Annotated in this window: 15 protein-coding genes and 1 pseudogene; 9 read left to right on the forward strand and 7 right to left on the reverse strand. The window is 62.0% G+C overall.

The annotated features are described in order from the left end of the window. Nucleotides 1–208, forward strand: a pseudogene (locus ACE039_RS08325) (IS5/IS1182 family transposase); the annotation flags it as partial. Nucleotides 209–470: 262 nt separating this feature from the next. Continuing rightward, on the forward strand, nt 471–698 hold the full coding sequence (locus ACE039_RS08330; protein ID WP_485822084.1) for a tripartite tricarboxylate transporter substrate-binding protein: 228 nt from the start codon (nt 471–473) through the stop codon (nt 696–698). A 31-nt stretch (nt 699–729) separates the two neighbouring features. Here the strand turns inward: ACE039_RS08330 and ACE039_RS08335 are convergent, their stop codons facing one another. From ACE039_RS08335 to ACE039_RS08345, 3 genes are read right to left on the reverse strand one after another with little or no spacing between them, the layout of a single operon-like run. Continuing rightward, nucleotides 730–1,737 carry a Bug family tripartite tricarboxylate transporter substrate binding protein gene (locus ACE039_RS08335; protein WP_485822085.1) on the reverse strand — a complete coding sequence of 336 codons (1,008 nt, stop codon included), beginning with the start codon at nt 1,735–1,737 and terminating at the stop codon, nt 730–732. Nucleotides 1,738–1,792: 55 nt separating this feature from the next. After that, nucleotides 1,793–4,240: a CaiB/BaiF CoA-transferase family protein gene (locus ACE039_RS08340; protein ID WP_485822086.1), complete on the reverse strand. Its 2,448-nt coding sequence runs from the start codon at nt 4,238–4,240 to the stop codon at nt 1,793–1,795. Nucleotides 4,241–4,273: 33 nt separating this feature from the next. Continuing rightward, complete coding sequence (locus ACE039_RS08345) at nt 4,274–7,591, reverse strand: acetyl-CoA carboxylase family protein (RefSeq protein ID WP_485822087.1); 3,318 nt, start codon at nt 7,589–7,591, stop codon at nt 4,274–4,276. Nucleotides 7,592–7,863: 272 nt separating this feature from the next. On the opposite strand from ACE039_RS08345, the gene ACE039_RS08350 reads away from it, so the two are divergent. The 6 genes from ACE039_RS08350 (at nt 7,864) to ACE039_RS08375 (ending at nt 14,672) form a co-directional block, all read left to right on the forward strand. Continuing rightward, nucleotides 7,864–8,793 carry a LysR family transcriptional regulator gene (locus tag ACE039_RS08350; RefSeq protein WP_448708436.1) on the forward strand — a complete coding sequence of 310 codons (930 nt, stop codon included), beginning with the start codon at nt 7,864–7,866 and terminating at the stop codon, nt 8,791–8,793. Between the two features lie 248 nt (nt 8,794–9,041). Continuing rightward, a complete protein-coding gene (locus tag ACE039_RS08355) occupies nt 9,042–9,449 on the forward strand; it encodes a Zn-ribbon domain-containing OB-fold protein (RefSeq protein WP_448708435.1) in 408 nt (135 codons plus the stop codon). Nucleotides 9,450–9,510: 61 nt separating this feature from the next. Next, nucleotides 9,511–10,662, forward strand: a complete 1,152-nt coding sequence (locus ACE039_RS08360) for an acetyl-CoA acetyltransferase (protein ID WP_485822088.1) — start codon at nt 9,511–9,513, stop codon at nt 10,660–10,662. A gap of 23 nt (nt 10,663–10,685) precedes the next feature. Beyond that, nucleotides 10,686–11,999: a 3-hydroxyacyl-CoA dehydrogenase gene (locus ACE039_RS08365; protein WP_485822089.1), complete on the forward strand. Its 1,314-nt coding sequence runs from the start codon at nt 10,686–10,688 to the stop codon at nt 11,997–11,999. A 137-nt stretch (nt 12,000–12,136) separates the two neighbouring features. Beyond that, the gene (locus tag ACE039_RS08370; RefSeq protein ID WP_485822090.1) at nt 12,137–13,141 is read left to right on the forward strand and encodes a Bug family tripartite tricarboxylate transporter substrate binding protein; all 1,005 of its coding nucleotides are present in this window, start codon (nt 12,137–12,139) and stop codon (nt 13,139–13,141) included. Nucleotides 13,142–13,463: 322 nt separating this feature from the next. Further along, nucleotides 13,464–14,672: a GGDEF domain-containing protein gene (locus tag ACE039_RS08375; protein ID WP_485822091.1), complete on the forward strand. Its 1,209-nt coding sequence runs from the start codon at nt 13,464–13,466 to the stop codon at nt 14,670–14,672. Between the two features lie 216 nt (nt 14,673–14,888). Here ACE039_RS08375 and ACE039_RS08380 read toward each other — a convergent pair whose 3' ends face one another. From ACE039_RS08380 to ACE039_RS08390, 3 genes are all read right to left on the reverse strand, one after another. Continuing rightward, entirely contained in the window at nt 14,889–16,301 is a 1,413-nt protein-coding gene (locus ACE039_RS08380) for a DUF1254 domain-containing protein (RefSeq protein WP_485822092.1), read from the reverse strand. 102 nt (nt 16,302–16,403) lie between these two features. Continuing rightward, nucleotides 16,404–17,771, reverse strand: coding sequence for a DUF1254 domain-containing protein (locus ACE039_RS08385; RefSeq protein ID WP_448708443.1), 1,368 nt, complete (start codon nt 17,769–17,771; stop codon nt 16,404–16,406). Between the two features lie 174 nt (nt 17,772–17,945). Beyond that, a complete protein-coding gene (locus ACE039_RS08390) occupies nt 17,946–18,710 on the reverse strand; it encodes a transporter (RefSeq protein WP_448708429.1) in 765 nt (254 codons plus the stop codon). A 503-nt stretch (nt 18,711–19,213) separates the two neighbouring features. Here ACE039_RS08390 and ACE039_RS08395 point away from each other — a divergent pair. Next, on the forward strand, nt 19,214–19,561 hold the full coding sequence (locus ACE039_RS08395; RefSeq protein WP_485822093.1) for an antibiotic biosynthesis monooxygenase family protein: 348 nt from the start codon (nt 19,214–19,216) through the stop codon (nt 19,559–19,561). Nucleotides 19,562–19,623: 62 nt separating this feature from the next. Here ACE039_RS08395 and ACE039_RS08400 read toward each other — a convergent pair. After that, nucleotides 19,624–22,155 (reverse strand): decarboxylase (locus ACE039_RS08400; RefSeq protein WP_485822094.1); only part of this gene is annotated, 2,532 nt, incomplete at its 5' end.

The following is a 22,155-nucleotide window of genomic DNA, read 5'->3' on the forward strand; positions in this document are numbered from 1 at the left end:
AGAAGCGATGAAGGTGCGGCGGCGCACAGTGGAACATGTGTTCGGCACGTTCAAGCATTGGATGGGCTATACACACTTCCTAACTCGTCGCTTGGGCAATGTGGGCACGGAAATGAGCTTGAATGTACTGGCCTATAACCTCAAGCGGGTCATGCGCATCCTAGGCTTCCAGCACACGATGAAAGCGATACTGGCGCTGGGCGGCTGAGCGTCAGGTGACCCATAACGCACCTCAGGCCCTATCCGGGCCGCCCAAACGGTCTTGAGTGAGCCCCGCTTCGAAAAATTCGAAGTGAAGACCGCCCAAGGTGATGCGGACCGGGCGATTTCGCTGTGGCTGTCAGGACGAAAAGCGTTTCCACACGGCCTCGGTCGCAAGCAGTCGGACGGTAGCGGCGCTTCCCGTCCCCGGGGCGCCGTGCGGACAAGCAGTCAACCGTCAGACGGGGAGTATTGACAGCGCTTAATGAATGGTGTGCCTTGGCCAGCCGGCCTCCGCCCTGCCTGGCGTGCCTATCCTGGACGCTGCTGGGCTCAAGGGCTTTGGTGTCTATGCCTGGTATGGCGTGTTCGCCCCAGCGGCTACGCCGCAACCCGTGGTGGCGCGGCTGTACCGGGAGCTCAAGGATGCGTTCGCCCACCCCGGGTGCAGACCGTCCTGGCAGAACGGGGCCTGGAATCCGCTTGGGCGGATCTAGCCCAGCTGGCGTCCGCCGCGCCGGCCTGGCCTCAATCGATGACGATCCTCTCCCGCTTGACGACATGAGAAAGCTGATCGACCTCACGCCCGATGCGCGTGGACAATTCCTTTGGATTGCTCATGACGACGATACCCTGCGCACTGAGTGAGGTCTTGGCAGCGGGCTGCTCCATCGCAAGCTTGGACTGCTCGTACAAGGTGTCGACGATCTGGGCTGGCGTGCCTGCCGGGGCGAACAGGCCCAGCCAGAAAGTGACGTCGATGTTTGGATAGCCTGCCTCTGCCATCGTGGGGATATCCGGCATTTGGGAAATCCGTTGCTTCTGTGTGACTGCCAGGGCTTTCAACTTGCCGGCTGCCACTTGCGGTGCGCTGGCCAGCGTATCGAAAGACGTGTTCACCTCGCCCGCCATGACCGCCATGCTTGCTTGCGAGGCCGACTTGTAAGGGACATGGGTTGCCTTGAACTGGGTGCCATTGCTCAGTTGCGCAAACGCCAGATGGGCCAGGTTGCCTTGGCCTCCCGATCCATAGGTGAGCTCGCCCGGATTCTTTTTGGCGTACTCAACCAGATCCTTGACCGACGCGATGGCGTGCTTCTTGGCCCATTCGGGGTTGACGTTCAGAATGAATGGCGCGTCCAGCACCAGGGCGATGGGAGCAAAATCCTTGGTCTTGTACGGGGAGTTCTTGTAGATCAAGGGATTGACGGTGATGCTGCTGCTGTTGGTGGCCAGCAGCGTGTAGCCATCCGGCGCCGATCGGGCCACCTCGGCCGCCCCGATCGATCCATTGGCACCGCCCTTGTTTTCCACGATGACGGGCTGCTTGAGCGTCTTGGACAAAGAGTCCGACAGCAGGCGGGCCATGGTGTCCGTGATTGAACCGGCCGGAAACGGCACGATGATCTTGATGGCTTTGGTGGGCCATGCCTTGTCCTGCGCGAACGCGGCGGTAGACCCCAAGCCCAATGCCGAAGCCACGGCAAGGTGCGCGGAAGTGATGAGGAAGTTACGGCGGGAATCGGATGTAGCCATTTTTTGTCTCCACGAAAATTTAGGTCTTGTGCATTGCATCGTGCTTGCGGGCTTGTCAGGCCGTCTTTCTGGTTGCGGTGTTTCCGATGATTCCGTCGCGCTCCAGCGACTGTTGCTGATCCACGCTCATGCCCAGCACGCGCGAAAACACATCGCCATTGTGCTGCCCGAGCGTAGGCGCGGGGCGCACCGCCGCGACCGTAGCGTCTGGCTCCCTGAACCAGGGCGTGGTCGCCAGAAACTCGCCGATATAAGGGCGGGAAGTCGCCTTGAAAAACTCACGGGCTTTCAGGTGCGGGTCATCGAGCAGCGTCCAGACCGGTTTGACTTCTCCTGCGCTGATGCCGGCTTGCTGCAGTTCGGCCATTGCGCTTTGCGCGGAGCGCGCGCGGGTCCATGCGTTGATCCTGCGGTCTATCTCTTCCTGTCGGGTCCGTCGGCCTGCCGCCTTCTCCAGAGCAGGGTCCCGGGCAAGATCAGCCGCGTGCATGACCGTCAGCAATGCCTGCCATTGCGCATCGCTCGTGATGCTCACCACCACCCAGGCGTCATCGCCCGCGCACGGGTAAATCCCCTGCGGGGCATGGAGAGGATGCGCATTGCCGATGCGAGGCGTGGTCGTGCCGTGCACGGACTGCTCAATGACGAACGGCGCTGTCATGGGCAGCATGCACTCCACCTGAGACAGGTTGACGTGGCGCCCCTTGCCCGAGCGTTGCTGCACGAACAGCGCCAGCAACGCCGCCGCCCCCCCGTTAAAGCCACCCACCGGATCACCATAAGCGTAGGAGGTCAGCGCCGGCGGGTTCTGCGAGAAACCGGTGTGATGGGGCAGGCCGCTGGCCTGCTCCAGCGTGCCGCCATAGGCCCTGATCGTGCTCCATTCATTGCCCGACCCGAATGCCGGCATGGACACCATGACCAAGCGGGGATTGACCTGGGACAGCACGGCATAGTCCAGGCCAAGTTTGGGCAGTACCTCTGTCGAGTAGTTCTCGATGACGATGTCGGCCTTGGCCACCAGATCGAGCAGGACCGCACGCCCTTCCGCACGGGTCAGATCAAGCGTGATGCCCAGCTTGTTGCGGTTCATCAGCGCAAAGTTCGAGTTCTTTTCGTACAGCTTTTCCTGATAGAACTCATCGGTGTAATGCGTGCCCCGCCACCAGTCCGGATAGCGCGTGCTTTCAACCTTGATGACTTCCGCGCCAAAGTCCGCCAGCGTCCTTGCCGCCAATGGCCCGGCCCACCCCATCGTCAGATCCACCACCCGGATTTTTCGCAAGGGCGGCGCGTCCGGCGCGGCCCTGGCCAAGCCGGCGGCCGGCGTCAAACTCTGCGCTTCACGGTAGCGGGGGCCGTCAGCGTCCAGAAACGCTGCCTTACCGCCCGGCAAGGGCCCCGCATCGCCCATGGGCAGTGGAACGACCGGCCCCTCGAATTCGGCCGCCCCCGCCTTGACGGGAACAAAAGCGCCGCGTTCGCGATGCACGCCTTGTTGAAGCAGTTCTGCCATGGTCGGCACGATGACAGCGGGGAATTTCTCCTTGCGCAGCACATCGAACCATTCCTCGGCTGTCCTGGCGCGCAGGCTGGGAATCAGGAACGCATCGATTTCGTCCGCATGGGCCATACGGGTCGGCCCGCTGGCAAAACGCGGATCCGCAGCCTGGTCCGGGTGGCCGATGGCGGCGCACAGCGCTGCCCACTGCGGGCCAGTATGGGCGAACAGCCCAATCCAGCCCTCCTTGGTCTCGTAGATGCCGGCGGGATGCGCTGTGCAGAACCGGTTGACACCCAGCCGCGCCAAGGGATGCCGGCCATCCTGCACCATGCCGGCTTCCATCTCCACCAGCGAAAACGCAATCTCATGGATGCTCAGCATATAACGCCGGCTGCCGTCGGATCGTCCCAGCAACGCGGCGGTCGCGCTGGAGAATGCGGCGACACCGGCGGCAATGGCGGTCTGAATGTCGTGCGGCAGATGGGGCGGCCCCTGCTGTGCGCCACTGCAATACACCGCGCCGGCCAGGGCGCGGCACACGGCCTCGGTTCCCGCGAAACCACTGTAGGGGCCGGACTCGCCGAACCAGGTCAGACAGACTTCGATCGGCGCAGTGCCCTGGCCGTCATTCCCATCGCCGGCGTATGCGGGGCGCTTCAGAACCTCCAAGCCTTCGTCCAAAGCCCGGGCGTCGAGAATCACATCGCATGTCCGCGCGAGCCCAGACAGCCACGCGGGTTCCGCGCCTGTCTTTCCACGATGAGCCACGCTGCGCTTGTTGGTATTGAGCCAGGCATGCAAGGCGCTTGCGGGCTCGTCATTGGCGTCGTTCAAAAGGGGCGGCAGGCGGCGCAGTGTGTCGCCGTCGGCGTCCTCCAGCTTGATGACCTCGGCGCCAAAATCCGCAAAGAGCTTCCCGGCATAAGCCACTGCCGCGCCGCAGCCGATTTCCAGCACGCGCAACCCGGCGAAGGCGAGCCGGCTTTCAGATGTTTGCATAGTCGCAACCTGTTCCAACACACTTCGCCCCTATTACCAGGTATCGACAAAGGCGCGGCGGGCCCGGCCGGCGCGCAAAGATGCCGACGCGATGCCTTGGCGTATCCACGTGCGGGTCTGCGCGGGATCAATGACTGCGTCGATCTCGGTCGTGGACGCGACATTGATGGCGTGCCCGCGTTCGTAGGCGCGAGCCACCAGCTCGTCGTAAAGCGCCTGGCGCTGCGGCCCCTCGGGGACGTTCTCGAGCTCCTTCTTGAAGCCCAGCCGGATGGACCCTTCCAGGCCCATGGGGCCGAATTCGCCCGTTGGCCACGAAACCGCGCAACTGGCCGAGCGAAAGCCCCCGCCGGCCATGGCCATGGCGCCTAGACCGTAGCCCTTGCGCAAGGCAATTGCCAGGATGGCGACCCGCAGCTTGGCCGCGACTACGAACATGCGCGACACATGCCGGACTTGCGCCTTGGCCTCTTCCTCTGGCCCGACCATGAATCCCGGCGTATCGATCAACGAAATGATAGGCAGGCCGTGGATATCACACAGATTCATGAAGCGTGCCGCCTTGTCGGCCGCATCGGCATCGATGGCGCCTCCCAGGTGATGCGGATTGTTGGCGATGATCCCTACAGGCTGCCCTTCCACACGAGCCAGGGCGGTGTGCATTCCCAGGCCGAACCCCGAGCGCAGCATCAATACGCTGCCTACGTCGGCAATACCTTCGATGACCTTGCGGCTGTCGTAGACACGCAGGCGATTCTCGGGCACCACATGACGGAGGTGGCGTGGGTCCGGTGCCACCCAGTCCTTGGTGCGGCCCTGGAACATGGACAGATAGTGCTTCGCCGCCGCGACGGCCTGCGCCTCGTTGTCGACCAGGATGTCGATGACGCCATTGGCGAACTGCACCGGCGCGGGGCCAACGTCCTCTGGCCGGAAGATGCCCAGTCCTCCGCCTTCGATCATCGCCGGGCCGGCCATGCCGATGTTGGCGCTCTTGTCTGCGATGATGACATCGCAGACCCCTAGAAAGGCGGCGTTGCCCGCGAAACAGCGTCCCGAAACAATGCCAAGCAAAGGCACTTCGCCACTGAGTTCGGCCAGCGCGGCGAACGACGGCTGATACAGCCCGGACACGAACGGAAAATCCACATCGCCCGGCCGCCCGCCTCCGCCTTCGGCGAACAACACCATCGGCATTTCGTCGCGGCGTGCACGTTCCACCAGCCTGTCGGTCTTGATGTGGTTGCGTTTGCCCTGCGTGCCCGCCAGCACCGTCGCGTCATAGGCCATCACCCCGGTCAGCGACCCGTCGTAGCCGAATGCGTCGCCGTTGACGTTGCCAATGCCGGTGACAATGCCGTCCGCAGGCGTGTTGGCGATCAGGTCTTCCTTGCTGCGGCGGCTGGCCTGCGCGGCAATGACCAGCGCGCCAAACTCCACGAAGGAGCCTTCATCGCACAGGTCGTCCACGTTCTCCCGTGCGGTGCGCTGCCCTCGCGAACGGCGCTTGGCCACGGCCTGCGGGCGCGCGTCATCGTAAAGCGACGCGTGGCGGTCGAAAACCGCTTGCAGGTCAAGGCGCACGGCGTCCAGATCGATCGCGTCTGTCACGACATCGGTGTCGACACCACTCGATTCCTGTTCCAGCAAGACCAGGATCTCACCTTCGAGCACGTTACCGCTACTGGCGGCTGGCACCTCGACGACCCTGCCATTGAAATCGGCGACGACGGTGTACTCCATTTTCATCGCTTCGATCACGGCGATGGGTTGGCCCTTGAGCACGACCGCGCCAGCGCTCACGGACACCTCGACCAGGCGGCCGCTCAACGGGGCGCGCGATGCCGAGAGCCCTTCGGGTACAGCGGCCAGCGCTGCCTGCGGCAAGTTGGCCGCCGACGCGCTGCGCCCCCCCGAATCCCCGATCAGGCTGTCCTTGGCCTGCTGCTCCTCCGCGTACTGCTCGGCCGCTGCAAGCAGTTCCCCGAGGATGGCCTCGATGTAGCGCGTATGGTTGCGCTGCGACAGGAAGTCCTCGCGGGCCACGAGCGCCTGCAAAAGATGGATATTCGTCGCGACACCGGCAATCCGGAACTCGGCCAGGCAGCGGCGCAAACGCCGTACCACTCCCGAGAAATCGTCACTGCTGCTGAACACGATCAGCTTGGCCAGCAGCGTGTCGAACGCCGGGGCAGGCGCGTACCCGCTATAGGCATGGGTGTCGACGCGCACGTCGGGGCCGGCGGGCGGCTCAAAACGCTCCAGCCTGCCGTGTGCCGGGCGTGCCATGCCCGTGGCATCGGTCGATTCTGCATTGATGCGAACCTGGATGGCGTAACCGTTCAGCCCCGGCGGGTTGGTCGGGTCCACGCCCAGTTCGGCCAGGCGCCTACCCTGCGCGACCCCGATCTGCAAGGTCACCAGATCCACGCCCGTGACCCGCTCGGTAATCGTATGTTCGACCTGCAACCGGGGATTGGCTTCGATGAATACAAAGTCCGTCTGCACCCCGTGCTCGTTCTCTTCGACCAGGAATTCAAAGGTTCCCAGGCTGCGGTACTCCACCTTGGCCGCCATTTTCTTTGCTGCGGCAAGAATGGCGGCGCGCAGCGTGGCGCTTAGCACCGGGCTGGGCGCGATCTCGACCACTTTCTGAAAGCGGCGCTGTAGCGTGCAATCCCGATCGCCAAGCGCGACCACCGACGCCCCATCGCCGGCAATCTGCACTTCGATATGACGCGCGCGATTGACCAGACGCTCCGCATACAGCGCGTCCACACCAAAGGCCGACATGGCTTCCGACCGGCAGCGGGCATAGAGCTCGGCGATATCGGCTTTGGACTTGACGACGCGCATCCCGCGCCCGCCGCCTCCGCCGACCGCCTTGATGACGATCCCGACCCCGCCCTGCTCGTCGAAGAACCGTTCGACGTCCGCAAGTGTTGCCCCGCCCGGCGTGGCGGGCATGACGGGTACGCCGCATTCGCGGGCCAGTTGCAACGCGCGGCCTTTGTCTCCGAACAGAGCCAGGTGATCGGCATTCGGACCGATGAACGTGATTCCCGCCGCATCGCAAGCCAGGGCAAATTCCGCCCTTTCACTCAAGAAGCCATACCCCGGATGGATGGCATCGCAATGCTCGGTCTTGGCTACGGCAATGATGGCGTCGATATCGATATAAGCCGCCGGACCGGAGCCGGTCAGCGCAACCGAGGCATCTGCAAGAATTCGATGCCTGGAGTTTGAATCATCCTGGGAATACACCGCGACGCTTTCCAACCCAAGGTCGCGCACCGCGCGAATGACTCGCACGGCGATTTCGCCACGATTGGCAACCAACACTCTCTTCATGGTGATCCTATGTCTCTGCTCTAACTCTTATGCTCAAGTTCTTAAGCTGCTGCCCGTAGCCATCGCATGTTCCTGCCAGACGAGGCACGCCTGCGGGCACGCGCCGATAGGCATTAACATGCAAGTGGATACGCGCAATCGCAGCCCAGCTTGATCCGGCGGTTGTCGTTAACTTGGTGAGGATGGTAGGAGTCGTGCAACAGCCGCACAATTCACATTTTTCTCTGACCCCTATAGCCGTTCGGCATGTGTCTCGATAAAAGCAGGCGGAAATGGAACTCAGGCAATTAAGAACGGTTTTGGCGATCGCGGAAACCGGCAGCCTCACCAAGGCGGCGGAGCTGCTGCACGTTGTGCAGCCCGCCCTGTCCCGGCAGCTGAAGCAACTGGAAGACGAACTGGGCACTCCGCTTTTCGAGCGCAACCGGCTTGGGATGGTGCTGACCGTGCCAGGCCGCCGGTTTGTCGATCAGGTGCGGGTTTCCCTTAAGGGGCTCAATGAAGCCCGGGCCGACATCGGCGCCGCAAAATCGGATTTGCTTGGCACGGTGTCCATCGGCATGCTGCCCGGCCTAGCGGCCCCGCTTGCCGGCCCGCTCGTCATCGCGTTGCAGCAGCAGTATCCCAACCTGCGCGTGCGCATCGCCACCGGCTTTTCGGATTTCCTGCAAGAGGGGCTGGAGGGCGGCAAGCTTGATATCTGCCTGATGGGCGACTATCTGCAATCCGAACTTCTGCAGACCTCGCCCGCTTATTCCGAGCCCATATACGTCTTCGGCCTGCCGGGATCCGGATTGTCCGAGGACACCCCGATGACGCTCGAGGCCGTTTCCAGAATGCCCATGGTGGTTCCGGAAGCGCGCAGCTTGCGCAACGTGATAGACCGGGCCTGCACCATCCTCGGCGTCAACCTGAATCTGGTTGCCGAGTCGGACAGCACTGCGGTCATTCTTGATCTGGTATTACGCGGCGTCGGCTACACCATCCTGCCAGTCATCCCCATCATGACGATGCTGGCCGAAAAGCGCATCGAAGGCGCGCCCATCATCAGCCCCACGCTGCAACGCACCGTGATCATCGGCACCGCCGTGCTGAACCGCAACCCCCGCATCGTCAATGTCCTGCATGCCGAGCTGATCCGCCTGCTCGAGCCCTACATCAAACAGTTCGAGAACGTCGGCGTACGCTGGCTGGCTGATTGAGTACATCCCTCTGCGTGCACCCTCCGCGTACACCCTCTCCACGCGGACCCGGCACGCACCGGGCCGCGGGCTCGCTATGCTCAATCGCTATGACCCTCGTCAAAATTAGTTAATTGTCCCCAGACGTGTCGCCCCCCTAAGATCATTCGAGCGTCGTGGCATCGCCAGCAGACAAGCCATGCACCCAACGGGTGTATGCCCCGTCCGCCTGCCGGCCGGCCGCGGACAAAGAATCTTGGGAGGCGAATGTGCAGAATTCCTCTAACAGCACACACACAGCGGGCGACGAGGCAGTCGGCCCGGAGCAGTACTTCCAGCGCATGCTCGAACAAGGGCAGTTCATGATTCAGCGCTGCGAGACAACCGGCCGCGCCGTTTTCTATCCTAGGGCCATCTCCCCGTATGGCGGCGGACGCCTGCGCTGGGAAGCCGCCAATGGCGGCGGCACCATCTATTCGACCACCGTCGTGCGCCAACGCCCCGAACGGGGTGGGAACTATTGCGTCGTCCTGGTGGACCTTGAAGAAGGGCCGCGCCTGATGAGTACCGTTGTCGACATGGATCCGCTTGCGGTGACGATCGGCATGCGAGTCCGTGCAGAAGTGCGCCGCCAGTCCTCTGGCGTGCCGCGCGTGGTGTTTGTGCGCGCGGACTGACCGCGTGTGGTGTCTGTGCGCGCGGGCTGACCGCGCGACGCTTGTTAATTGGAATGACTTGATGGCTACTAGTACAAGAGGGGCCTCGGCAATTGTCGGGGTCGGCACCACGCCTGGCTGGAACAGCCCCGGGTTCTCGGCGTTGGATCAACTCGGCATCGCCGTTCAGGCGGCGGCGGCCGATGCGGGCATCGGTGTGGACCAGATCGACGGCTTGTTCACGTCCACACTGACGCATTTCATGCCCGCCCTGTCCGTGGCGGAGTATCTCGGCATCCATCCGACCTATATGGATGGCACCAACATCGGCGGATCCTCATTTCTGGCCCACCTGTTGTCGGCCACCCTTGCCCTGCAAGCCGGGCTGTGCAAAGTGGCTTGCATTTGCTATGGGTCGAACCAACTGTCGGCGGGCGGCAAGCTGACCACCCTGACCGAACCCGCCCCCTGGGAGGCGATGTATTCGCCGCGCAACCCCATCAGCGGCTACGCCCTGGCTACCGCGCGCCACATGCACCAGTACGGAACCACGCGCGAGCAGTTGGCCAGCGTCGCGGTCGCCGCGCGCCAATGGGCGCAGCGCAATCCTGCCGCGCACGAGCGCGGCCCCCTGAGCATCGCCGATGTTCTGGATTCCCGGCCTATATCCGACCCTCTCACGCTGCGGGACTGCTGCCTGGTGACCGATGGCGGCGGAGCAATGATTCTCGTCGCCGCTGAGCGCGTGCCGGAATTTTCCAACACGCCAGCCTATATTCTGGGCGTCGGTGAGGCAACCACGCATCGCCAGATTTCAAGCATGGAAGACCTCACGGTCACCGGTGCCGTGCAATCCGGCCAACGCGCCTTCGAGATGGCGCGCGTCGCGCCGCAAGAGATCGACGTCCTGCAACTCTATGACGCATTCACCATCAACCCGATTCTGTTTCTTGAGGACTTGGGTTACTGCGCCAAGGGCGAAGGCGGCGCCTTCGTGGCGTCAGGCGTGACCGCGCCCGGTGGCGCACTGCCGGTCAACACCAACGGCGGCGGCCTGTCCTGCAATCACCCGGGCATGTACGGCATTTTCGCGGCCATCGAAGCGGTGCACCAGATCCGGCGCTCCGCAGGCGCCAGACAGGTTGACGGCGTCGATCTGGCCCTGGCCCACGGCAATGGCGGCCAGTTGGCCAGCCAGGTCACGGCGATTCTCGGATCGCGCGCCACCCTGTAAACGCTGAAACCGCGGACACAATCATGAGCACCACCATCAGCACGCCAGTCGTCACCCACCATCCCTTCCTGGCCGAAGGTCAATTACACAAGCTTCCGTTTGCGGCCAAGGCCAGGTCCGTCAACCGGGCGGCGGTGATAGGCGCCGGCACGATGGGCGGCGGCATTGCGATGTGCTTCGCCAACGCCGGCATACCCGTGGTGCTGCTGGAGAAAGACGCCGAGCGCCTCAGCCAGGGCATGGCGCGCATCAAAGAAAACTACGCCAACTCCGCGCGGCGCGGCCGGCTCAGCACAGACGACGTCGCACAGCGACTCGCCTGCATACAGGGCAGCACGCGCTTCGAGGATCTGGCCGACGTGGATATGGTCATTGAAGCGGTGTTCGAGGAAATCGGGCTCAAACACGAGATTTTCAAGACACTCGATCTGGTCTGCAAACCCGGCGCCATCCTGGCCTCCAACACCTCTTACCTGGACATCGACAATATAGCGAGCGCCACCGGGCGGCCGCAGGACGTGGTCGGGATGCACTTTTTCAGCCCGGCCAACGTCATGCAGTTGCTGGAGAACGTGCGCGGCTCCGTCACCTCTGACGACGTGTGCGCCACCGTCATGGAAGTGGGCCGCCGCCTGGGCAAGGTCGCCGTGCTGGTGCGGTCCTGCGACGGATTCGTCGGCAACCGCATGTTGGCGAAGCGTACGCGCGAAAGCTATTTCCTGCTCCAGGAAGGCGCCTCGTTCTTTCAGATCGACCGTGTGCTGCGGGACTTCGGCCTTCCGATGGGGCCGTTCGCCATGGCGGATCTGGCAGGGTTGGACGTGGGCTGGCGCAATCGCCAGAGCCGCCTCCCGAACCTGACGCCGCGCGAGCGCGAGTGCGACATGCTGGACCGCATGGTCGCCGCGGGCCGGCTGGGCCAGAAGACCCAGGGTGGCTTCTACGACTATGACAGTGACCGCAAGGCCACCCCGTCGCCTGCCGCCGAAACACTGGTCGCCGCACACCGCGCCGCCTCCGGCCGACAAGCGCGGCAGATCTCCGACGAGGAAATTCTGGAGCGCTGCCTGTACTCCACGATCAACGAAGCCGCCTATATCCTGGAAGAGAATATCGTCGAACGCGCCTCCGACATCGACGTTGTCTGGCTCAAAGGCTACGGCTTTCCCGCCTATCGAGGCGGCCCGCTGTGCTATGCGGATCAGATCGGTCTGCCTGCCGTCCTGGCGGGGCTGCGCAAGTACGAAGCCGTGCACGGTTCCCAATACTGGAAGCCGGCCAATCTCATCGTCAAGCTCGCTCAGGAGGGGCGCGGCTTTCACGATGGCTCTGCCTGAAGCCGTGCACACGCAATAAGAGGGAGCACGTCAACGCTGTCCCAGAGGGACGCAGGCACTGTCGATACATCACCTGCGTGGGCAGCGGACCAGGCATATACAGAAGTCTTGATAAATACAACAAACTGGAGACACGCGTGTCTGAAAAGCAACTGCATCGCATCCCATTGGGCGGCAATCTGGCCGCCCTCATCATCTGCGGCAGCAGCGCCCTGCTCGCGCCTGGCGTCGCGGCTGCCGCCGATTGGCCCGACGGCAAACCCATCACCATCATCGTCCCGTTTTCGCCTGGCGGTTTCACGGATCTGGTTGCGCGCCGCTTCGCTCAAGACCTGGGCAGTGAGTTGAAGACGACCATCGTGATTCAGAACAAGCCCGGCGCCAGCGGCCAGATCGGCACTGCGCTCGTCGCACGCGAGAAACCGGACGGCTACAACCTGCTCGTCACGGCCACGCAGCACGTGATCTATCCCGGCCTGCAGCCCAACCTGCCCTACGACCCGAAGAAGAGCTTCTCCAACGTGGCCATTCTGGCTTACGCGCCTAACGTTCTGCTGGTTCCCGCCAAATCTCCCATCTCCAGCGCCAAGGAATTCACGGCCTACGCCAACCAACAACCTGGCGGTCTGGCCTTCGGCTCCAGCAGCGTGGGCGGCTCGGCGCACATGTCCGGCGAACTCTACAAAATGGTCGCCGGCGCCAATCTGCGCCACATCCCCTACAAGGGCGCCGCGCCGGCCGTCACTGACCTGATAGGCGCGCAGATCCCGGCGGCATTCCTGGACGCAACATCGGCAGCCGCCTTCATCCGCTCGGGCGACGTCAAAGCCCTGGCCGTCACCTCAAAAGACCGCCTGCCCAGCTTGCCCGATGTCCCCACCGTCGCCGAATCCGGCTATCCGAGCTACGAATCGCAGGCCTGGATAGGTCTCTTCGGCCCCGCCGGCATGCCGACACCCATCGTGCAGAAACTGAACCGGATCGCCATCGACAGCGCCAACGCCGAAGCCAACATCAAATGGCTCAACGACAACAATGCCACGCCGGCCAAGCTCTCGCCGCCACAGGTCACGGGCTTCGTCGACGCCGAGCTCGACAAATGGAAAACCGTCATCGACCGGGCGCACGTCACGGTCCAATAGCACGATGAGGCGCTCGCAAACGGGCGCCGCAACCGCAAAGCGGCCCGGGGCCGTCCGAAACCCGAAGCAAGACGAACGTCACGACAAGGGCGTTCTGCATGGCACGACAGCCTGGGGCCACGGTTCATATCGCGCCTGCATCGCTTGACAATGCTTGACTGTTGCGCGCTGGAGATACATTGCGACACACTGTAATCTTCTCCAACACGTACGGCGTTCGTCGGTCGGCGCTGGGGCGTTAGACCGTGCGGTACGTGGGCTGGAAGGCTATCGCCAGAATGGCTCTACGCCTCAAGACCCTTTCCCACGTACTCGCCCGTCTATGCCTGCAACCCTGCTCGAATGGTCTGTGCCCGCGGCGATCCTGTTGTGCGCCCTCGGGCTCTGCGCCGCGCGCTTCGTTGGCTTCAACACGCTCCGGTGGGGTTACGCCCTTGGCTGCCTGGGCATTGGCTACGCCATCATGCTCGTGCAGGCCAGTGAGCTTTCCCCTTATAAACAAGTGGTCGAGGATGCTTTCATTCTGGGCGGCGTCATGTTGGCCTGTCGCGCGCTGCAGGGCCGGCGCGGCACGCTGCCCCCTCGCTACATTGATATTGCGGTCCTGCTGGCCTCGACCGCAATGGTCATCGTCTCTGTTGTGCTGTTTGCCAGCGCGAAGCTGGAAACGTTCTTCGTCCAGGCCTGTTGCGCGCTGGTGATCTGGCGGACCACGTTCTCTTTTGCAAGGCACGTCGCAACCACGTCGGACAAGGTCCTCATCGCCGCGTTTCTCTTCATCGCGCTCGTGTTGACGGGTCAATGCGTTCTGTACCTTGCCGCCCCCACGCCCATTCTCGCAGCGGGCGAATGGAGAACGTCCGTCTGGGGGACCTTGATCCAATACACCGGGCTACTGGGGAGCATTGTCCTGACCTTCGCGGTCTTCATCGCGACAAGCTGCGATGCCATAGAGAAATACCGTCGCCAAGCGCATACCGACGCGTTGACGGGGCTGCTGAACCGGCAGGGGCTTGATGGCTTTCTTGCCTCCGTTTCCGGGCGCTCGCTTTCGGATGGCGCAACGCCGACCGCGCTGATCATGGCCGATATCGATAATTTCAAACGCATCAACGATGTCTTCGGCCACCCGTTTGGCGACATGGTGCTGGCACGATTTGGCGCCCTGCTTCGACCAGAAGCAGACGCCCACCTTTGCGCCGCCCGCCTGGGAGGGGAAGAGTTCCTGTTGATGCTGCCAACGGAAAATCTGCAAAGCGCGACTGCCATCGCCGAAGAAATCCGTGCGAATTTCGTAGCGCAGCGTTGGGCCCCGCACGCCCCCAACTCACGTTTCACGGCCAGCATGGGCGTGACCTTGCTAGAAGCGGATGAGCATTTCGCCAGCGCACTGAAGCGCGCAGACGACCTGCTCTACGCGGCGAAACGACGAGGACGGAACTGCACGGTCGCGAGTGACGCGCCAGGCGCCACCGTACATGCCCGGTCCGCGTTCAGCGACACCGTGGGCAGGGAAAAATACTGTGCATGAACATGAATCCCTTGGCGCCCCTTTTCCTGAATGGCTTCTTAACACAGGCGATCGGAAGCGAGGGGGTCGGGTTCAGGATGATGTTCTAGGGCGGGATGCAATGGCAGATTGCGCCTCAACGTAGAGGCGCTGGGTCCGCAATGGTCGGCGAGTATCGGCAGGCGGCCGTGGCGGCCGGCATTGCTGCCAGCACGCCGACCGAAGGACGGCCCCGGCTCAATTCACGCGCATGACCTGCGGCAGCTTATAGGTGCCGTTCAAGATTTGTTCGGCAGGCTCGTAGAGACGCATCTGCAGGAAGAAATCACCGTTGGGTGCGGGGAGCCAGTTCGACTCTTTGTCCGGCCCCGGCGACTTGGCCTGGATGTACAGGGTCAAGCTTCCATCAGGGCCGGTCTTCAGGCCGTCGGTCCGATCCCCGATTGAATAGCGCTTAATGGAATTCTGGACCATGAACAGATCTTTGGCGTCATACATGGTCAACGACCAGAACGCCTTGACAGGAACGTTGCCTTCGAACCGAAGCGTGTAGGCGTGCTGTCCGTTTAGCGGCTTTCCGTCATTGTCTATGTACCGGTTCGGGTAAAGCGCGCGCAGCGCTTTATTCAGACCCAATTGCTTATAGGCGATCGCTGAGCGAAGCAGGTAGTCTGTCCCGTACTCACCGCCTTTGAACTCCATATTCCAGCCGTTGACGCGTGAGCCGGAATCCATCGCAACGCGCTTCACTGCGGCCAATCCATCTTGAAGCGCCCGATTCAAGCCACGCTTGGTGGGCTCGGGCAATGACGCGGCGTCGAAGGGTTTGTCGAGGCCGACACCAATCCGCTTAAATTGGTCGGTGATCGGAGCGTCTTCTGGCAAAGGATTCAGACGTATCGCCGCGTCAAGAACGGCGAAAAATCCCAAGCCCTCGGGAAAGCCCATTTTGGCACTAGCTGCTTTGTGACCCAGCTCAAGCTTTTTGAACGGTTTTTCATAGTTGCTCAACAGCGTCAGCCGATACTCATCCTGCAGCGCCCGTGCCGCAGGCAGATCTTTCTCACCCTCTACCCCGGTTCGTCCAATCACGTAAACCTGCGGTGTTGGCGACTCGATTCGCACCATCTCTGGAGGCAATGTCCCTTTCCAGCCGGGGCCAACGATAGCGAATGTGCCCCCCTTGGCGCCCAACGTGCCAATGCCGATGTCCTCAATCGCGCGTGAATAGGCGTCAAGCAGCTGCATGATGTAGTAACGCCCCTTGGTATCGGGGACCGTCAATACCACTGGCTCTTTGGACAGGTCCAAACCGGCGAAGGAATAAAGCGTGTCGTTGTTGGCGGTAACAACAAACTTGTCATCGGGACCGTAGAGGCGTCGCGCATGCCCCATCTGATTGGTGGGCGCTTGCCCATTGTCATACGGCTTATCGGCATCGGTCTGGCTGTTCAACCCCAATTGCATCATGACCGGGCCAAAACCGTAAAACACCGCTTCCATGCCCGTGGCATAGGCGATGTTCTCGTCGGTTTGCTCGGTTTGCGCGGCTGCCGTCGGCGCCTGGGCGAGCGCCGTCGTCGAGGCGCCAGCAACAAACAGGCCTGCCACGAACGCCCGGGTCACCGCGTTGAAAATGAAGTTGTTCATGTAGTTTTCCGAATGGGTGATAAGAACTTCCTGACTGGCTCGTGGTGGCGTCAACACGAGGTCCCGCGGCCTCCCTCTGGCCGCGGTCGGTGTCCGATGCGCTCAGGGCGCCTTGATCAACTGAGGCATCTGCCACTTGTTATCCAGAACTTCCTGTTTGGGCTGATACAACCGAAGAATCACGTAAAAGCCACCCTTGGGCGCCGGGAGCCAATTGGCGGAATTTTCGCCCTCGGGCTTGTCCGCCTGGATTGGAATCGTGATGGAACCATCCGGCGCCACCTTCAACCCTTGCGTATCCGAGCCGACCTTGTAGCGGTTCAGCTCATTAGGCACGAGCATTTTGTCGTCGGCGTTGTACATCGTCAGCGACCAGAAGGCGTCCACGGGCGGCGCCGAATCAAGCTTCACCACATAGCGGTTGGCGCCGCTCAGCGCCTTGCCTTCGCTGTCCGTGTATCGAAGCGGGTACATCGCCTCGCGCTCCCCCTGTCCACCCAGATACGGGCCCGATACCAGGGCTCTCAGGGGATAGTCGTAGCCGAAATCGTCAAGGCCGGTTACCCAATTCCAGCCGTTTCGCACACTGGAGGAGCCAAGCAAGGATGCCGCCGCGACAGCCGGACCATCCTTTAATCCGCGTGACATGCCCTTGCGGGTGGCATCGCTGAGCTTGCTTGGATCAAACCCATTCTTTGTCAGGCCGATGCGCTCGTACTGTGCGAACAGCGCCTCGTCCGCTGGCTTCACGCGGGTAGATTGCAAGGCGAAGGCGAGGTGCTTGAAGAAACCGAATTCATCGTTGCCGATATCGGGTAGCGGAGGCAGATCGGTGATAGTGCTGGCCTTGCCGCTCAGGGGCTTGACGCTGAACTGCTTCTGCAGGGCAAGCACCGGCGTCGGGTCTTCCCCCTGTTTGACCTGCAGTCGTCCCCACAGCCAGACCTTGTTGGTGCTGACATCAAGCCGCTTCATCCCTGCCGGAACCTTGCCCTTCCAGCCCGGCGGAGCGATCAGGAACTTGCCGGCTTTGGTGCCGGTCACCCGGCGGCCCACATAGTGCTCCAGCTCCTGCCACATGCTGAACAGGTCAACGACGTAGTAACGATCATGGGTGTCCGGCACGGTCAGCACATACGGCTCGGTCAGGTTTAAAACCGTGCTCATGTAGTACGTGTCGTTGTTGGCCGTTGGCATATCCTTGGCGTCGGGGTTCGCCAACTTCGTCGCCCAACCCATTTGATTAAGCGGTGCCCGATAGCTGGTTGGCGGCTTCGGCGAGGGAACATCGACGTACTCGCGCATCACCCGCTCCATGCGGACCAGCGGGTAGCCCCATGTATACGCCGAGACGGCCAAGGCATAGCCGTCAGCTTCCTGGCCCTTCGCGATGACTTCCGGTGTGCTCGCCGTGGTCAGCAATTCATCGGGAAAGGCTTGAGCGGCGGCGATGGAGGGCACGGGTGCCATAGCCGTTGAACCCATTATCACGGCGGTGCATAGAAGGCTTCCAATTCGACCATTCACGCGGTTTCTCCTTGGGAAACATGGACAAGCAGGCGCCGGCGTAAGCACCGCTTGATGACAAGCTGCAATCTGTCTTGCCGATGGCCTGCGCATGTTCGTCGCAGGCCTTCGTACCGCCTACTTGGGGAACAGCAGAGTGACCGTAAAACGTCCGCCCCATCCTCTGGGGCCGTTCTCGGCGGATTCCGCCCAGTAACGCAAACCGACCTGAAAGCTGATGGGTTGATCGCCCACTTTGGTGACTTTGGACACCTGAAGGTTGATCGGCACCGCCCAGTCGGACTTCTTCCAGTCGTAGGTAGATTCGGTATTAAGCGCGTACGTGATGGCGTCAGGCGTGGTGTATGCCAGAAATGGCTGTAGGAATGTGGACGATACGCCGGGACGAGATGACTGGCCCGCATACGACCAGATGTGATTTGCAAGCCCGCCATACGTCCAGGGCCCGTTCTGCTGCAGCACCACGCCGGTGGGGCCAGCGCCCCATTTTTTACCGCCCAACAGTTTGTCGGTGGCGGTAGGAAGCAACAACGCGGGCCCCACGCCCCAGATGGTTCCCGCTGCCGTGGGTTTGGAGGGAGACAAGAAGAAGCTCTGAACCGTATCGCCCAGGCCGCTTTGGCTGGACCCGTCGCCGGTCACGTCGCTTTGCCAGACCACCGGCAGGATCGTCCGCGATATCAGGTTCCAGTCCTGGTTAAGCGTGATGGGAACGACCGGCTGGATATTCAAGGTATTGCGGTGACCGTTACCGTTAGGCCCCAGTCCGCGATCATAGTTGTATTGAAACGGAACGCTGATCAACGCGGCGACGGGGTTGCTAAGCTGCTTTGCGAGTTCCTGGCTGTCTGCCGCGACCGCGGAACCGGCGCTGAGCGTCAAGACTGCCGCCACTATTGCGCGATTTTCCGCCCCACGCAAGACGGATATAGCCCCGGTGTGCAGCTGCGACAAGTGCGTCCGCGGCTTGGTAAAGCAAAAACTCCTTTCGCTGGACATGCAAACTCCCGGTCCGGTGCCAACTTGGGCAGCGATTCAATGAAATTTTTGTGTGTCGCACCACGAACTTTAATGGGATCTTATTCCCGCGTAAATGGAAGAATCTCTCTTTATGTAAGCCCATATGTATCGCATGGCATGCCGGTTTTCCGGTGACCGTGAAAGGCGGCATTGGCCTCCAGCGGCCCGGTGCGCGACGCGGCTCCGACCAGCGCGGCCTATCGCCGCTACCCGGCTGATCTCGACCAGGGTGATATCCGAGCCGGTAGATTCAAGGCCCCGCGCGGCTTTAACAAAAATGCTAAAACTGGACATTTTCATTGCGCCAGATTCAGGCGATAGTTCCGCCCCTTCCCTGGCCACCTTGGCGTTGACTTCTGAAGCCCATGTACACCTCGACCTTTACGTTTCTGCCTGGCACCTACGACGATAACTTCCATGCGCTGGACAACACCATCGCAGCGATCGCCAGGTCGATCCCCGGCTACCTGGGTGAGGAAGCGTGGGAGAATCCCGCCACAGGCGCCGTCTCCAACGTCTACTACTGGAGCACGATGGAAGCGCTTAAAGCGCTGGTGGAACATAAAGACCACCTCAAGGCCAAGCAACAGCAAGCCAATTGGTTACGCGGCTATCAGGTCGTCATTGCAGAGGTCATTAACTTCTATGGCGACGGCCGTCTCGAGCATCCGTTGAATCGGGCAGGAACCGCCCCCCAAAGGCAAACCGACTGATTCGCTTCGCGCCAACGGTATTCGGGCAAGACGCGTACTCCTCGGCGCTCGCTAGAATGGCGTCAAGTCTTGATCGCCGAGGGTTTGATGAGTTTTATCCCTCGCGCGGCGTTGTAGCCGTGGATCTCCTTCACATCGAGTTTGCGCATGAACTCGATGGTGTGGGCGTCGATGACCTGTCCGGGCACCATGATTGGAAAACCCGGTGGATACGGAATGACGAAATTCGCCGACACCAGCGCCAAGCCGGTCTTCAAGCGCTGGTCCAATTCCTGGCTCGCTAGAGGCAGGTATTCGCAATCTTGCTCGTTGTATGCGGCGAAGAAGGCGTCGCGCATATTTCCTTCCGGCGTGATGCTGTGGGGATCGTCGCGGTAGCCATCGTGAAAGCAGCTAAAGTTGGGCAAGTCGGGGACGTCCTCCATCAGGCTCCTAACCCTCTCGGCGAACTGCGCCCGGCCAACCTCGCCGGATTCCATCAACCGTGCTTCGATCTTTTGGGAAATCCCGAGCAGCACCTTAATAAGCAAGGCGACATCACTGCGCGTGTTATTAATATTGCTCTGCAGCAACACGCTGTTGCGCGAGGTCTTATTGAGTTGGATGTTATAGCGTGACGCCAGTAGGTTCTTGAACTCGGTGCCGTCGTACCCCGCGGTGCCGCACACCAGCGTGAGGCGCGTAGGGTCCAGGCAGAACTCGTCATCCTTAAGCGCCTTCGCCGCAGTGAGCCAGTTCATGCCGACAGCCAGATAGTCGGTAAAACCCGAACCGCGAAACTCGGCGGGAATCATCTTATCGGCCCCGAGGACGCTGAAGTACCGAGAGATCAGGGGATGATCCGCGACTTCGCGGCGGATGGCCAGGGCGACCTCGATGGCACGCATGACCAGCTCGTAACCCTCGAGCTCCATCTGGCGGCGGGCGATATCCAATGATGCGATGATCTGCGCGTTGGGCGAGGTCGACGCGTGGATGAAGACGGCCTCGTGGAACGCGGAAGCGTGGTGCTCGTAGTCTTCGTCGCGTACGGCGACAATGGACCCCTGCCGAAGACTCGACATCGACTTGTGCACCGAGTCTGTCTCGTAGACGCGTAGCCGCATGGTCCGGGGATTGGGCACCAAGACCCGGTCCAGCAGCCGCGGGTCCTCAGGATCCAGGTCTTCGCCGAGTTCACGACACTGGGCCTCCCAGGCCGCCAGCGCCGCCGGCTCGGCTCTCCACGCCTGCAACGCTGCCGCGGCGCCCATGGCGGTTCGCATGCGCAGGAAGGGAGACCAGCGCGCGAACCCGAACCACGCCTCATCCCACAGGAAGATCAGGTCCGGCTTGATGGCCAGGCATTCGGCCATGACACGCCGAGTGTTGTAGATGTGTCCATCGAAGGTGCAGTTGGTCAGGGTGAGCATGGCGACCTTATCCAGGCGCCCCGCCGCCTTCAAATCCAGCAAGGCCTTCTTGACCGTGCGCAGCGGCACCGCTCCATACATAGAGTATTCCGTCATCGGAAAGGCCTCCACGTACCGCGGTTGTGCGCCGGACAGAACCATCCCGTAGTGGTGCGATTTGTGGCAGTTTCGATCCACGATCACGATATCGCCCGGCTTGGTCACCGCCTGATAGACCATTTTGTTCGACGTGGAGGTGCCGTTGGTCACGAAGAACACGCGGTCCGCGCCGACTGCCCGCGCGAACAACTCTTGGGCGAGCTTGATATTGCCCGTGGGTTCCAGCATGCTGTCCAGGCCGCCTGTCGTGGCGGACGTTTCCGCCAAGAACAGGTTGAGCCCATAGAATTCGCCAAAGTCGCGAATCCAGTTTGACTTGATGATGGACTTGCCGCGCGCGATCGGCAGCGCATGGAAGGTGCTGATGGGCTTGGCGGCATACTGCTTGAGATTGTCGAAATGTGGCGTGGACTGCCGCTCGCGCACCCCTTCCAGGATGTTCAGGTGCACCTCCATGGGTTCCTCGACCTCGTAGAACACCCGCCGTATCGAGGATGCGCCGGGGTCACCCGCCAATTGCTCGACCTTCCTGTCGGTGAGTAGATAGAGGTCCAACTCAGGCCGAATATTGGCGATGAGGCGGGCCAGTTCCACGCCGATCTCGCGCGGCACGTCCGTCGTGGTGTCCAGGTGTTGATAAACGCTCAGGAACCCCCGCAGCAGCGACGCATCGTGCCGCGAGGGAATCGGAATGCCGTCATAAATAACTACGGCCTCGAGCTTGCCATTGAGAATGGTCGCCAGCAGCGCGTCCTCGACGCTGCCCACGATGACGGGCTCGTAGATCAAGATGTCGTCGTGCCGCCGCAGTTCGCGTATCTCGCGGGATATCGCGGCGGCGCGGGCTGGCGGCGCAGGGCTAACAAACAGCGCCTCGAAGTACGGCCGTCGCGCAAGGCTTCCCGCCATGCCGGGCGGCGTGCGGTCAGGGCTGGCCGCAGACGATTCCTCCGCAGCTTGCCACTCGCCGTCGTCGTAGCGGTAGCTGCCCGACAGTAAAGCGTTGCTCATGCGCAGGACCAGCCGCGCGGTTCCCATCGCATCCCCTTCGGCGATCCGGTCGTCCAGCGTGCGGAGTAACTG

The organism is Achromobacter maghribensis (genome assembly GCF_057334215.1).